This is a genomic window from Streptomyces sp. NBC_00637, from assembly GCF_045161545.1.
Lineage (GTDB): Bacteria > Actinomycetota > Actinomycetes > Streptomycetales > Streptomycetaceae > Streptomyces.
This window is the reverse complement of sequence record NZ_CP109046.1, coordinates 5,483,484-5,496,888: the sequence shown is the minus strand read 5'-3', so window position 1 is coordinate 5,496,888 and position 13,405 is coordinate 5,483,484. Positions and strand designations below refer to the sequence as shown.

Below are 13,405 nucleotides of genomic sequence, written 5' to 3'. Positions count from 1 at the left end.
TCGCGTTCCGAACGGGTTTCCCTGCGGGAGGCCGCGTGTGGGCCGCCGCCGCCCCCGACGCCGCCGGGGGCCGTACGGGGGGAGGCGCCCCCGTCGGCGTCGGGGACGCGCGCGTGGCCAGCCGCGTCCTGGCCCTGACGGTCTCTCGTGGAGCCCTCCGCAGGCACCTTCGCAGGCACCTTCGCGGGCTTCTCCGCCGTTCCGCCGCCCTCCGCGTCCGCGCGGCCCTGCGCCTGCCCCCGCGGCCGCTCACCGGCCCCTGAGGCCTCCCCGGTGCACGGGCCGCCGTTCTCCGCCCGCTCCGGCTCCCTGCTGCCCCTACTGCCTCTGCCGTCCCTGGCGTCCCTGCCGTCCCTGCCGTCCCTGCCGTCCCTGCCACTCCGGCTGTCCCTGCTGTCGGGCGGACCGCTGCCAGGCTGACCGTTGTCGAGCTGGCGGTTGTTCGTGTGGTCGTTGTTCGTGTGGTCGTTGTTCGTGTGGTCGTTGTCCGTGTGGTCCTGGTCAGTGACGGCGGTCACCGGTCACCTCTCCTTCTGAAGTACGGACAGCGCGGCGATGAGTTCGGCCTGGGGCTCGGCGTGGACTTCGAGCCCGTCGAGGGGCGCGAGGCGACGCTCGCGTTCGGTTTGCAACAGGCGGTCGACGTGTTCGGTGAGCAGCCGTCCGGCACGGTCGCGCAGTCGCAGCGCCCCATGGGCGCCGATCCGTTCGGCGAGGCCCTCGCCGGCCGAGCGCGCCCGGCGGCCGCCCAGCAGGGCGGTGGCCACGAGGGCGGCGACCGTCTCCGGGTCGGGTGCGACACCGCGTTCGAGGCCGCGCACCTCGTCCTCGGCGTACTCCTCGAGCTCGCGCCGCCACCGCCGTACGGCAAGGCCGATCCGGTGCTCGGTGCTCTCCGGCGAGTCCTCGCGGTCCGTCAGCTCCGGTGCGTCCGAGGCCGGTTCGCGCCGCCAGGCGTCGTCGACACGCTCGTCGGCGGCGGTGACGGCACACAACAGGAGCGCGGCCAGGCTCTCCACCAAGGCCTCGAGGAGTTCACCGGCGGTGCAGTCCAGCGGGAAGGCTCGCCAGCGTTTGAGCGCGTCGCCGGCGAGCACGGCACCGCTCTGCAGACGGCCCCGCACGCGCGTGTACTCGGTGTCGTAGGCCGCGTCGACGGCCGAAGTGAGGCGCAGCGCGGCGGCGTACTGCGAGGCGGCGGCACCCGCCAGTTCGGGCATCCGGGCCTTGAGGGAATCGAGGACGCCCTGGGCCGTGCGGGCCAGGGCGTGGCGGCGGGAGCCGGGGTCCTGGGCATGGTGGACGAGCCAGTTCCGCAGCGGCGCCACGGCGGTGGCCGGGAGGAGCCCGCCGCCCCAGGCGGACTCGGGCAGCTCGGGCACCGTGAAGCGCGGTACGTCGCCCAGCCCGGCCTTGGTGAGCAGCGCGCCGTACTGCCGGGACACCTCGGAGACGACCTGGTGGGGCACACGGTCGAGGACCGTCACCAGCATGGCGTCGTACTCCTTGGCGGTCCGGAGCAGGTGCCAGGGCACGGCGTCGGCGTAGCGGGCGGCGGTCGTGACCATCACCCAGATGTCGGCGGCGCAGATCAGTTCGGCGGCGAGCACGCGGTTCTCCGCCACGAGGGAGTCGATGTCCGGTGCGTCCAGGAGGGCCAGGCCCGGCGGGAGGGTGTCGGCCGTCTCGATCCGCAGCACGTGTCTGCCGTCCTCGCCGGGCAGCAGCAGGTCTTCCGCGGACTCCCGATGGGGTGCCCACACGCGCGTGAGCCGCGGCAACACCCGCATGCCGCTGAACCAGTGATGGTCCTCCGGGTGGCACACGAGCACCGGAGTCCGTGTCGTCGGCCGCAACACGCCCGCCTCGCTGACACGCTGACCCACCAGGGAGTTGACGAGGGTCGACTTGCCGGCGCCGGTGGAACCGCCCACGACGACCAGCAGCGGCGCGTCGGGCTCCCTGAGCCGGGGCACCAGGTAGTCGTCGAGCTGGGCGAGCAGTTCGTCGCGGTTGGCACGCGCGCGTGGGGCCCCCGCCAGGGGAAGCGGGAAGCGTGCGGCGGCGACACGGTCGCGCAGGGCGGAAAGTGCGTCGAGCAGCTGAGGCCGTACGTCCAAGGTCACCACATGCGAAGAATGCCCAATTTTAGGGGATTTATGAAGCATATAGGCATGTCTGCGCGCCGATAGGACACAACGGACGGAAGGTACGACTGGGACAGAGGCACAGCGCAGGCATAACGAGTGCACAACACCCGTGGCCCGGGACGCCAAAAGCGATGCACGATTCGCACCTGCCTGCGATTATCAGGACCGCTTCACCGAACCTCCACATTGAGCCACGGAGGCGAAGCAACCGGGACAAGGAACCGGGAGCCCTATCCTTGTCCCCGGCAACGTCACGGATCAGCCCACACCCGGGCAGCACGTACGAGGCCACCACACCCGGCCCCCGTAGCTCAGTGGATAGAGCAGGCGCCTTCTAAGCGCTTGGCCGCAGGTTCGAGTCCTGCCGGGGGCGCAAGTCTCCGCCCTCCCATTGGGAGGGCATTTTTGCTGTTCAGAGCACGTTTCACGCAACACGGCGAAGCCGCGACCCCCCTCCCCCGACGATCACGGGGAGGGTCCGGGGCCGTCGGGCTGTCACCGGGTTTTCGCGGGGGGCCCTGTCGAATACGTGTCGAAATTCTCGGCAGGAGGCCTCAGCCTGCGTCGGCCGGCTCGGGGAGATCCCCCGCGGCCTCCCGGCGCTTTTTCAAGTCAGGCAGCTGCCCTTCGACACACCGTGCGTAGGTAGCCAGCGGTCCACAGACTGCCCGACTCGCCGGAAGCTTACGGGGCCATGATCACTCCCCACCAAAGCAGCTCCAGCCCAAAGCCGCTGCGCCGACCGCGCGCTACCGTGCAAGGGGGTGTTCATGAGCGACCGAGATCTGCTCGCATATGAGCCGATGTGGACCACGGAACGCGATCGTTGGGAGCTCCATCAGACGAGCCTGGGCTACCTGCCGATCTTGAAGGGTGATCCGCCAATGGCCGAACTCATCTGTGATGACGGCCTGGCAGACCAAGTGATCGCGAAAATGCTTGCTGCGGGCGTCGCAGTCGTAGCCCTGCCCGACTAGGCAGCGTGCCCCTGGCGTGCCCGATCGGGCGGGGAATCACGGGGAGCAACGGCTACTCACAGACAGCACACAGCACAACGGCCCCTGACCATTTCCCTGGTCAGGGGCCGTTCACCTGCGGTGGGTGTGGGATTTGAACCCACGGTTACATCGCTGCCACGACGGTTTTCAAGACCGTTCGCCGATCAGGAGTGGAACCCCCTGCCGTACTCCTCGGGCCCGACAGCGAAGTCGGCCGGACGATCACGGCGCAGCTCCTCGTACCGGACCGCGAACACCTCGATGGCTTCATGAATCGTGCAGTCCAACGCTTCGCGGATCGTCTTGAGCGCGGAGATGATCCGGTGATCGACGATGTCGCGATCTACGCTTGCAGGCAGTGTGGTCACGGGGCCCCCGAAGTCGCTGTACCGCAGCGGAGTACAGCAACCGCACAGACCACAGTCAACCGGATAAGACCTCTGACACACCAACGGCTGGTTAATCGACCGGCGTCGCACGATCCGGCCGGCGGGGCTTGCCCTGGTCGACGGCATAGGAGCGTGGCTGAGGCCGGTGGGGGTGCAGGAAGGCATACACCCGCCTGTCCGTCGGCGCCCCCGCGAGTTGTCGTCGGCTGGGACCGGGCGCGGCAGGATCTCGAATGTTGCAATCCGCCGGGTACGGCAGGGGTCCCGCCGACGCTGGTCAACGGGGCGCGAGGTGACGTGGGGTCAGCAGGCGTCGTACTTCCAGGCGCCGCCCTCAACCGTCCACGGTTGCCCCTGCTGGTCGAACTTCGGCAGCCCCTTCACCTTGTACGAGACGCGGCCCATGTCCCCTGAGACCGTCGCGTGCACGTCCGTCGCCGGATGGTCGGGGCCGTAGTCCTTCGCCGCCTGCGCCACGGTGGCCGCGTACGTAGTCGGGTCTGCCTTGGCGCGACAGCGCTTGGACAGGAAGGCGTACGCCCCCTCGCCGGCCCCTCCGAAGTAGAGGTTCACGTACGTGTCCGCGACGCGCTCCAGTTCGACGGCGCCGGGCGCCGCCGCGGTGGTGGTCGGCATCTCGGCGGCCGTGGTGGGGCTGCTCTTCGGGGTGTCGGCTTTGTCGTCGCTGGACGAGGTGCAGGCGGCGAGGGTGGCGAGCAGGGCGGTGGTGAGTGCGATGGTGGCGCGGGTGCGCATGTGTCCCCCATGAACGGTGTGCCGGAGGGGGCATGGTGCCACGCCGGGCACGGTTGGGGCCCCGCCGGGGGAATTCGACGGGGCCGTGGATCAGTCTGCGGCCGCTGTTCAGAAGCGGTGCGGTTCGCTCACCCCAGAAGGTGACCGCGGCTGGTTGCGACCCGGAGCACGTCCCGAAGGGTCCCGGTCAGTTCCCCCGTCAACCGGCGTAGGTCCTCCGGGTTCGCGTCCTGGTCGTCGAGCGTTTCCGAGGGGTGATCGGATACGGCCGGTCAGACGGGAATCCAGTCAGGCCACTGCGGGGGGACGTTGCTCGCGGGGCAGAGTCCGGAGTCGCCGGGATAGCCGTCCAGGGTCCCTCGGGTCGCGAAGAACCACCACGCCAGCGACACCGTGGCGACAACCACCAGCAGTGTCGGCAGTGAGACACGGACCGCCGTCGGCGCGCGGAGCACCAGGCGTCGGCTGACGGCCCACGCCACCAGCCCGACGAGAGCTTCGACGCCCACGACGAGAGGGAGCAGAAAGTTGAGTTCGAAGCGTCCGCCGGCGTCGTAACCCGCGTCGCAGTACGCGCGCGCCCAGACGGTCAGCGACCAGGCGACGCAGCCCACGGCAGCTCCGAACAATGCGGAGGCGGCCCAGGAGAGACGGGAGGTGGATCTCGGGTCGACTGTGTGCACGACATGGCACGACATCGAACGCACCACTCACGGTTCCGAGCCGGGGTCTTGAACACCGCTCGACCGCAGGTCAGTACAGCAACTTCCGACAAGAACGCCCGAGCTTCCCAAGCTCATGACCGATCGATGCCATTAGCCTGGTCCTGTGTCGCGGGAACAAGGGTCGGCCGGCGCCCTTCAGCTGAAGTGGGAACTCGTGGGCCATGGTTGGGCACGATGTCACCTGGCCGATGGCTCTCGGACGGCATCGGTGATCGCCAGTTACTGCACCGACGCGTTGGCAGACCTCGTGGCGGGAACGACCAAACTGTACGGCCAGCAGCCCTCGGCCCGGTTTTTCTTCGACACCGAGCCCCAGGAGCATCGTTGGGTGCTCCGCACGGCGGACGACGCGATCGACGCGACTATCTACCAGTTCCCCGATGTCGCCGTCAGCCCTGACCTTCCGGACTCCCACGGCACGGTGATCTGGCGGGCGACCTATCCGCGTCCCGTGTTCGCCCACGCCGTTTTGAACGCGGCCCACACCGTGCTCACGGAGCATGGCGAGGCCGGCTATCGCGCCAGGTGGGCGATGCATCCCTACCCCTCCGGACCGGTCCAGGACCTCCGCAGGCTGCACACGCTGGACGACGTCTGTGACCTGCCCCACGACCCGGCGTCCTTGTAGGCGGCCCGTGCCACCGTCTCGGTTTCCGCCTCATCCCAGCCCGTCCACGGGCGTTCAAGGCATCCTCGTACGGACGAGACTGTCAGAGCAGCGATTCGCCCGGCTCGACCCTCAGAGCAGGTCCGAGTGCCGTTCGGGCGCTGGTAGGCAGGTCAGGTGGCGGTCAGTGTGGTGTGGATGCGGCTGACGGCACGCAGGATCTCGTCTCGGTTCTTCGCTCGCCTGATCCATGCCGGAAGGCGGCCCACCAAGGTCATCTTCTGTCCCGTGTCGTACCAGGGTGCTCGTTCTCGCAGCGATGCCTGGACGAAACGACGGATCAGGTCGAGGTGTTCGAGGTTGTACGCCCACAACCACCCGTGCCGGGTCTCGGTCTGGAGCCACAACGGCATGCCGAAGTACGGATCCGTCGCCGGTTCCGCTGTGCCGCGAGGGAGCGAGACACTACGGCCGCTCCACTGTCGTGACAGTCCACAGCCCCGACAGACCAGACGCCGCGGCCGGAACAGAGTCCGGCTCCCGGGATCGGAGTCGTCGGGCGCGAGGACGACACGGGCGGCCTTCTCGCAGCCGGGGCACCGCACGATGATCAAACTGATGAAGTCGTACTCCGTGCTGCGTGGGTCCCGGAACCGACCGGAGAACAAGGCCATGTGGGGAGTATGCAACTGCCCGGCAGAACAGCGCATCCCCATTCGACCGCTGCCGCTCGGGCCCGCCGGTCACTCCGCCGGCGTCGGCGCCGCACGGAGGTTGCGGAACACGTTCGGAACCTGTTCCCCAACCCGCAGTCCGCAGCTCACGGCCCGCAGCTCACGGCCCGCAGCCCGCAGCCCGCAGTTCACCGGGGACAGGGAACTCCTCAGCCCGGTGGGGCAGGCACCACCGGAGTGGGCGGCCGACGTCGGGCGGGATGGAGGACGTGCGGCGCGGGCAGGGCCGCTGCCAGGCGCTGCTGCACGCCGTCGACCGGCACCCCACCACGGTGGTCCCCGTCAGCGGCGGCCGGCGGTCAGGATGACGAGGAACTGGCCGCCGCCCGGCTCGATGTCGGCGGTCACCGGCAGCCCTGGCACCAGTCGGGAGAACCGGTCCACCAGCCAGTCCGCCGCTTCCCGGGCGTCCTGCCTGGTCGGACAGCGGCCCACCATCTCGCGGCCCCCCTTGCGTTCCAGCCGCGCGGCAACGGTGATCAGCGGCGCGGGTTCGACCACGTAGAGGCGGTCCGGCCAGGCGATGACCACCTTGACCGCGCCCTTGCGGCTGTTGCACCCGCGGTGCGCGAGCCGCTCGGCGACCTTGGCCTTCCGGTCGGCGGTCCGGCTGTCAACGCTCGGCCCCTGCGGGTCGTTCACCGACTTGTCGGGGTCGACCGGTTCGTCGCACACCCAGCACAGCCAGCCGTCGCGCTCAGCCACATCATCAAGGAGACTCACCCGAGCAAACTAGCCTGCCCGGCCGCCACCCCGCCCACCAGGGCGCCTCGGCGCCCTCACGAGCCCTGGTGCGAGAAGCCGAGGGACCGGGAGTGAAGTGACGTGCGCTCATGGGTCGTACGCCGTCAGCATCTCTGAGCCGTCGTGCACGGCGACCCGTAGCGCCCCGTCGCCCCTCACCTCGCCCCTCACCTCGCCCCTCGCCTCGCCCCTCACCTCGCCCCTCCCCGCGGCCCGCCGCTCCCCCGCTGTGGCCCCGGCGACCGGCACCGCGACCGCCACCGCCGCGGGATGCACGCCGTCCACGAGCAGGTCCGCCATGCTCATGTGGGATCGGCCGGCGAGTCGGTCGGGCCAGGCGAGGACGGCGGGTGGGCGCTCGGGCTCGGACACCTCCAGTTCGCGCAGCGGTGCCCCCAGGCCCACGCCGAGCGCCTTGAGTACGGCCTCCTTGCGCGTCCAGGTGCGGAGGAAGGCGCGCCGCCGTTCGGTTGCCGGGCGGGCGTACAGCGCGGCGAGTTCCGCGTCGGACAGAGCGACACGGGCAGCGGAGTCGACGTCGAAGCCACCGTCATCGTCGACCTGGCCGTCACCGTCATCGAGGCACTCCTCGACGTCGAGACCCACTTCCCCGTCCCGGCAGACGGCGACACCGACGAGCGCTCCGCTGTGGGTGACGGAGAAGTCGTAGACCGGGAGGGGACTCGGATGGGGGCCCTGTCGGGTGTCCGGTCGCGTGCCCGGTCGGGTACCTGGAGGGTGTTCCGGCGGTAGGGCCAGGTGGACCTTGCCATGCGGGCCGCCGCAGCGTGGACACACGCGGCGCAGGGGGACGTCCTCCGGGGGCAGCCCGAGCAGGTCGCCGAGGACGAGGCGGCCGAGGGCACAGCCGACGAGGAACCGGCCCCTGCCCGCGGGGTCGACGGTCGACTCGTACCGGCCGCGTTCCACGGGGTCGAGGAGCGCTCGGAGACCCGGCCGGGCGTCCCCCAGACGGGCCCACCACACCTGCACCGGGTGTCCTGTCACAGCGCCTTGTCCTGGTTCGATGATCAGCCCGCGCCCTACACTCCTGCTCACAGCACACCACTACGAGGAAGCAGCCGCATGCGACTGCACACACAGGAGTGGGGAACGGGCGCGCGCGTCGCCGTCCTCGTCCACGGCATCATGTCCGACCACCGCACGTGGCACGAGCTGGTTCCGGTCCTGACCGGAAGGGGCTACCGGGTGCTCGCCGTGGATCTGCGCGGGCACGGCGCGAGCGCTCGCGGGGAGTACGCGCCCCGGCTCTTCGCCGAGGATCTCCTAGAGACGCTGCCGCCCGCCCCGGAAGTGGCACTGGGCCATTCGCTGGGCGCACTGGCCCTGGCCCTCGCGGTGGCGGATCTGCAACCGGCCCGCGCCGTCTACTCGGAACCGGCCTGGCAACTCGCCGGGGCCCACGGATCCCTGGACCCGGCCCTTTTCACGCTCTTCAAGCGCTCTTCCCGCGCTCTCGCCGCCCTCACCCGCCCACAGCACGACGGGGAACCGGACGAGCGACTCGAGAAGCGGGCCGCGGACGAACGACAGGCCCTCGACCTCTGGGACGAGAAGACGGCGCTCGCGCTCTCCTCCCACCGGCACGTCGACCACACGCCGGAGAAGGCTCTCGTGCCGTCCCTCGTCCAGACCTCCGATCCGAGCATGCTCGTCAGCGCGGAGATGCGGGCGGAACTGGTGCGGCGCGGATTCGAGGTGCGTACGGTGCCCGACGCACCGCACGCCATCCACCGGGACCGTTTCGACGCTTTCGTCGAGTCGTTGTCGGGGTGGTTGTGAGTCGACCGGGTCAGTGAACCGCGCGGAGCATGCGCGTCACGTTGATCCGCGTCGGCGAAAGGCCGAGCTCCACGCTCTGCATCATCCGCTCGCCGTTCAGTCGGCCGTAGGCGAGCAGGTCGACATTGGCCAGGCTGAATTCGGGCCAGGTGTGAATGCTCAGGTGCGACGCGGAAAGCAGGAGGATCGCGGTCACGGCGCCGTTCGGGAAAACGTGCGACGCCTCGCCGAGTACCGTGGCGTTTCCCTTTTCGGCGGCCGTGCGCAGCACCTTGAGGAGGCGCTCCTCGTCGGTCAGGATGCTGTGGTCGCTCACCCATACATCGACGGCATAAGAGCACAGATCGTCGACGTTTATACCCTCGGTGGCGAGGTTGGCGGAGTTGGTCATGGGGAACCGGGGGTGACGAAAACGCTGCCCCCGTCTCCTTTCACATAGATCTGCGCTGGTCCGCGCGGCCAAAGGGGAAGGTTGCGAGGCCGGTAAGCGGCGCTCGATGGAACCCAGCGTAGCATCCGGGGCGCTCCGGGGCTCGCGCGTGCACTGCCCCAAGGGGAGTAGCGGGGGCCCGACGCATTCACCCGAAAATCCACCGCACCCATTCTGGGAATCCTTTCCGGAACCTCCTCGGGAACCTCACGCGGACACTGAAAACAGCTGGCCGAGCAGCAGGCCGAGCGGCTGCACAAACACCAGACCGAACAACGGGCCGGACAGCTGACGGAACAGCCGACGGAACAGCGGCCGGAGCGGCTGACAGGACAGCAGGTAGGGCCGCAGGCAGGACGGCAGGCAGAGCAGCAAGGAAAGTCGTAAGGAAAGCAGTAGGCAAAACGGCGTGGAGAACAGTGGCGGAATGGCGGAATTCCAAGCGGGGCATCGCGTGCGACCGTGTATCGCCATGACCAAAGCCCTCGTCGCCCGCTCGAATTCCGCGTCGTTTCCCCGCTTTTCCCCACCCTCCGAGCGGGTCCGGGGGTCTGCGTACCAGCCCGTATACTCGATAGTCCCGGAATCCACCAATCAGCTTGCCTGGAGCAGCATTGTGACGAACGCGCGTCGGAACCCTCGGAGCAGCAGTGCGGATTCCGTGCTCACGGAAGTCGCCGAAGCCGTACGGCTCCAGGAGGGCCCGCCCGGGGTGCGGTCGGTCCTGCGCGCGTTGCGCCGTCTGGCGCCCGCCTCCACGAAGGACCTGAGCCGCGCGACCGGCCTGCCCGTCCCGATCGTGGCCGCACTGGGGAACGAGCTGCGCCGACGGGGATTCGTCACCACACAGCGGCCGTCCCGGCTGACCGAGGCCGGTCTGGACCTCGTCGCCCAGCTCGGCATGGACCTGTCCCTCGACGCCACCTGCACCACCTGTGACGGGCGTGAGCTCGTGATCCCCGATGTTCTGGACGAAGCCGTACGACGGTTGCGTGCCCTCATGGAGTCGGGTCCGGCCGCCGACATGGCCATCGACCAGTCGCACTGCACGGCCGAGACCAAGGTGCGCCGGGTGCTCGCGCTGCTCACGGCGGGCGCGCTGCCGGGCGGCTCCCTGCTGCTGATCGGCGACGACGACCTGGTGTCCCTCGCCGTCGCCGTGGTGGGCGAGGTGCTCGGCGGCCCGATCGTCGAGCGGGTGACCGTCGTGGACATCTCCCCGGAGATCCTCGACTACATCCAGAAGGTGTCGGCCGGCCTCGGCACCCGCGTCGAGACCGTCCGGCACGACCTGCGTCTGCCGCTGCCCGCCGAGCTCCACGAGCAGCACGACGTGGCCATGACGGACCCGCCGTACACGCCCGAAGGCGCCCGTCTCTTCCTGTCCCGTGCCGTGGAGGGGCTGCGGCCGGGCCCCGCGCACAGCGTCTTCTTCTCCTTCGGCGGCAAGAGCCCGGACGAGATGCTGGAGGTGCAGCGGGAGATCATGGGGCTCGGCCTGGTCACGAACGGTTTCGTCCGCAACTTCAACGAGTACGAGGGCAGCGGCATCCTGGGCGGTGTCGGTTTCTTCCAGCACCTGCTCACGACCACCTCGACGGCCCCCTCCCACGAGGGCGAGTTCAGCGGTCCCCTCTACACCGGCGACAAGCGGACCCGGCAGCGCGAGTACACGTGCGTGGCGTGCGACGCCCGGCTCCGCGTCGGGCCCGGCGCCCGCTGGACCGCGGTCGCCGCCCTGCGCGAGGAGGGCTGCCCCCACTGCGGCAAGGGCCCCTTCCGCCCCGGCCGCCTGGTCCCGGCGGAGACTCCGGCGCCCCCGGCCGAGCAGCCCCCTGTCCCGTCCCGGCAGGAAGTCCCGCCCCGGCGAGTCGCCCCGTCCCCGCAGACCGCCGAGAGCCCGGCCACGGTCCGGAGCCCCGCCGCTCCCGCACCGGCGCCGGTCCCGGCCGCTCCCGTCGGACGCACCGTCGGCTGGCGCCCGCCGGCCGACGAGGAACGTGCCGCCCTCGCCGAGCGGGCGCGGCCGTACGTCACCCGCCGGGCCGACGAGCGCGATCTGCCCGCCATCGGACGGTTCGAGGCCGAGATCGCGCGTGTCTCCTTCGGCGAGGACGCCATCGACGATCCCGCGCGGTGGGCGTCCCGCCTCGGCCGTGCCATGGAGAAGTCGAAGGAGGGCATGATCGTCGCCGACGGTCCGGGCGAGGAGCCCGTCGGCTGGTGCTGGGTGAGCATCAACCAGAACGCGATGACCGGCGACCGCTACGCCAACTTCCGCTCCCTGGCGGTGTCCCCGGTGGACAACCGCAGCGACGTCGCCGAACTGCTGCTCACCGCCGGTCTGGAGTTCTGCCTGGCCAACGGCATCACCGAGGTCGTCGGCCGGGTGCACGTGGGCAATGTCCCGATGCGCACGGTGTACCGCAAGTTCGGCTTCGACCCCACCAGCCTGTCGATGAAGCTGTTCCTCCCGGAGGGGGACGCCACCCGATGAGCGACACGCACAGCACAGACGGCACGGACGACACGGACGGCTCGAAGAGCACGAACGGCACGGACGGGTTCGATCCCGACGGCGTCAAGTGCGTCGTGTGGGACCTCGACGGCACACTGTGGGACGAGATCGCCGTCGAGTCGGCCACCGACGACCTGCCCACGCCCCGCCCCGCGGCGCTCGCCGCGATCGACGCCCTGGCGGCGCGCGGGGTGCTCAGCAGCATCGCGAGCCGCAGCGCGCCTTCGGTGCTCGACCGGCTGGACGCCGTGCCGGAGGTGCGGGCGCGTTTCCTGGCCCCGCAGGTGTCCTGGCAGGACAAGAGCGAGTCGCTGCGCCGGATCGCGAAGGACCTCGGCATCGCGGTGGACGCGCTGGTCCTGGTGGACGACTCCCCGTACGAGCGCGCCGAGGTCGAGGCCCTCCTGCCGGACGTACGCACCCTCGCGCCCGAGGACGTGCCCGCGCTGCTGGCCGCGTTCGAGGGCCGGGAGGTCACCGCCGAGTCCCGCGAACGCGTGCGCCGCTACCGCACGGAGGAGACCCGCAGGGCCGAGGGCGAACGCTTCGAGGGCTCACGCGAGGAGTTCCTGCGCCGGTGCGACATGCGCCTCACCGTCGGGGCGGCCACGGCCGACGAGATCCCGCGCGCGCTGGAGCTCGCCGCCCGCACCCACCGGCTGAACTCCTCCGGGCTCACCCCGGACCGCCTGCGCGAGCTGGCCTCCTCGGAGGGACACGAGCTGTTCACCGCCCGCATGACGGACCGTTTCGGCGAGTACGGCATCATCGGCGCCGCCCTCGTCGAGCACACGCACCGCACCGACCGCAATGCCTCCGCCACTTCCGCCGGCCCCGCCGCTTCCCCCACTCCCGCCGTCTGGTCCGTCCCGCTGCTCGCGCTCTCCTGCCGGGTCGCCGGCCGGGGCGCGGCGGCGGCCTTCCTGTTCCGGCTGATGGAGCGGGCCCGCGAGGCCGGCGCCGAGGAGTTCCGGGTGACCCTGCGCCCGACCGACGCCAACCTGGAGATGCGCATCCTGCTCCGCCAGGCGGGCCTGCGCCGTATGGATGACACCGCCACCGCCACCGGGGCTGCCACGGCCGCGGATTCGGCGGTCCTGGGCAGGACGCTCCAGGGCGATCTGCCCGGGTCGCCCGCGTGGCTGCACGTATCCGACCGAGAGGACACCGAAGCGTGACGGACACCCGAGAGCGGGCCGCGGTGGAACGGGAACTCCGTTCGCTGATCGCCGAGGCGGCCCGGCTGGACGAGGCAAGGGTCGCCGAACTCCCCGCCGACACCGACCTGTTCGGCCCGGAGATCGGACTCACCTCGCTGGCCGGCGTGACCCTCCTGGGCACGGTCGACAAGCGGTACGGCGTCGACGTGGCCGCACTGGACCTGAGCCTGGACAGCCTCCAGTCCATCGCCACCCTGACGGACTTCGTCGCGGCCCACCTCCAGTCGCACTAGCCACCCGGCTGTAGGGCCGTCCTGTTCAAAAAGGGTGATCCGTCCGAACGCACCGTGACTCGCTCACGGTGTCGGCGTTGAACGGGAAGTGCGGCGGC

At 70.3% G+C, this 13,405-nt stretch carries 15 protein-coding genes and 1 tRNA gene; 7 read left to right on the top strand and 9 right to left on the bottom strand.

Going from position 1 to position 13,405, the window contains the following annotated elements:
• Window positions 1–521: 521 nt before the first annotated feature.
• A complete protein-coding gene (locus tag OG440_RS24180) occupies window positions 522–2,129 on the bottom strand; it encodes a dynamin family protein (RefSeq protein WP_406008876.1) in 1,608 nt (535 codons plus the stop codon).
• A 321-nt stretch (window positions 2,130–2,450) separates the two neighbouring features.
• Here OG440_RS24180 and OG440_RS24175 point away from each other — a divergent pair.
• Together OG440_RS24175 and OG440_RS24170 are read left to right on the top strand one after the other, a co-directional pair.
• Window positions 2,451–2,523: transfer RNA gene (locus OG440_RS24175), tRNA-Arg, on the top strand.
• Between the two features lie 397 nt (window positions 2,524–2,920).
• Window positions 2,921–3,127, top strand: coding sequence for a hypothetical protein (locus OG440_RS24170; RefSeq protein WP_326604935.1), 207 nt, complete (start codon window positions 2,921–2,923; stop codon window positions 3,125–3,127).
• Window positions 3,128–3,312: 185 nt separating this feature from the next.
• Here OG440_RS24170 and OG440_RS24165 read toward each other — a convergent pair whose 3' ends face one another.
• The 3 genes from OG440_RS24165 to OG440_RS24155 form a co-directional block, all read right to left on the bottom strand.
• Window positions 3,313–3,516: a hypothetical protein gene (locus OG440_RS24165; protein ID WP_406008875.1), complete on the bottom strand. Its 204-nt coding sequence runs from the start codon at window positions 3,514–3,516 to the stop codon at window positions 3,313–3,315.
• A 324-nt stretch (window positions 3,517–3,840) separates the two neighbouring features.
• Window positions 3,841–4,293 (bottom strand): hypothetical protein, encoded by a 453-nt coding sequence (locus OG440_RS24160; RefSeq protein ID WP_406008874.1) that lies wholly within the window; start codon window positions 4,291–4,293, stop codon window positions 3,841–3,843.
• Window positions 4,294–4,565: 272 nt separating this feature from the next.
• Window positions 4,566–4,907, bottom strand: a complete 342-nt coding sequence (locus OG440_RS24155; RefSeq protein ID WP_406008873.1) for a hypothetical protein — start codon at window positions 4,905–4,907, stop codon at window positions 4,566–4,568.
• A 319-nt stretch (window positions 4,908–5,226) separates the two neighbouring features.
• Here OG440_RS24155 and OG440_RS24150 point away from each other — a divergent pair, with 319 nt between their 5' ends.
• Window positions 5,227–5,646, top strand: coding sequence for a hypothetical protein (locus tag OG440_RS24150; protein ID WP_406008872.1), 420 nt, complete (start codon window positions 5,227–5,229; stop codon window positions 5,644–5,646).
• Between the two features lie 152 nt (window positions 5,647–5,798).
• Here the strand turns inward: OG440_RS24150 and OG440_RS24145 are convergent, their stop codons facing one another.
• The 3 genes from OG440_RS24145 to OG440_RS24135 form a co-directional block, all read right to left on the bottom strand.
• Window positions 5,799–6,299: a hypothetical protein gene (locus OG440_RS24145; RefSeq protein WP_406008871.1), complete on the bottom strand. Its 501-nt coding sequence runs from the start codon at window positions 6,297–6,299 to the stop codon at window positions 5,799–5,801.
• A gap of 342 nt (window positions 6,300–6,641) precedes the next feature.
• Window positions 6,642–7,082 (bottom strand): hypothetical protein, encoded by a 441-nt coding sequence (locus OG440_RS24140; protein WP_406008870.1) that lies wholly within the window; start codon window positions 7,080–7,082, stop codon window positions 6,642–6,644.
• Window positions 7,083–7,190: 108 nt separating this feature from the next.
• Window positions 7,191–8,111, bottom strand: a complete 921-nt coding sequence (locus tag OG440_RS24135; RefSeq protein WP_406008869.1) for a 4'-phosphopantetheinyl transferase family protein — start codon at window positions 8,109–8,111, stop codon at window positions 7,191–7,193.
• Between the two features lie 78 nt (window positions 8,112–8,189).
• Between OG440_RS24135 and OG440_RS24130 the strand changes: the two genes are divergently transcribed.
• Window positions 8,190–8,906, top strand: coding sequence for an alpha/beta fold hydrolase (locus OG440_RS24130; protein WP_406008868.1), 717 nt, complete (start codon window positions 8,190–8,192; stop codon window positions 8,904–8,906).
• Between the two features lie 10 nt (window positions 8,907–8,916).
• Here OG440_RS24130 and OG440_RS24125 read toward each other — a convergent pair whose 3' ends face one another.
• Both OG440_RS24125 and OG440_RS24120 read right to left on the bottom strand, forming a co-directional pair.
• Complete coding sequence (locus OG440_RS24125; protein ID WP_256918927.1) at window positions 8,917–9,297, bottom strand: S-adenosylmethionine decarboxylase family protein; 381 nt, start codon at window positions 9,295–9,297, stop codon at window positions 8,917–8,919.
• A 246-nt stretch (window positions 9,298–9,543) separates the two neighbouring features.
• The gene (locus tag OG440_RS24120) at window positions 9,544–9,711 is read right to left on the bottom strand and encodes a hypothetical protein (RefSeq protein WP_406008867.1); all 168 of its coding nucleotides are present in this window, start codon (window positions 9,709–9,711) and stop codon (window positions 9,544–9,546) included.
• 286 nt (window positions 9,712–9,997) lie between these two features.
• Between OG440_RS24120 and OG440_RS24115 the strand changes: the two genes are divergently transcribed.
• Genes OG440_RS24115 through OG440_RS24105 form a run of 3 tightly spaced genes read left to right on the top strand, consistent with a single transcriptional unit; the run spans window position 9,998 to window position 13,307 of the window.
• Window positions 9,998–11,833 carry a GNAT family N-acetyltransferase gene (locus tag OG440_RS24115; RefSeq protein ID WP_406008866.1) on the top strand — a complete coding sequence of 612 codons (1,836 nt, stop codon included), beginning with the start codon at window positions 9,998–10,000 and terminating at the stop codon, window positions 11,831–11,833.
• A complete protein-coding gene (locus tag OG440_RS24110; protein WP_406008865.1) occupies window positions 11,830–13,032 on the top strand; it encodes an HAD-IIIC family phosphatase in 1,203 nt (400 codons plus the stop codon). Before OG440_RS24115 ends, OG440_RS24110 begins: the two co-directional genes overlap by 4 nt.
• Window positions 13,029–13,307, top strand: coding sequence for an acyl carrier protein (locus OG440_RS24105; RefSeq protein ID WP_406008864.1), 279 nt, complete (start codon window positions 13,029–13,031; stop codon window positions 13,305–13,307). The genes OG440_RS24110 and OG440_RS24105 overlap by 4 nt, the downstream gene beginning before the upstream one ends.
• Window positions 13,308–13,405 lie beyond the last annotated feature (98 nt).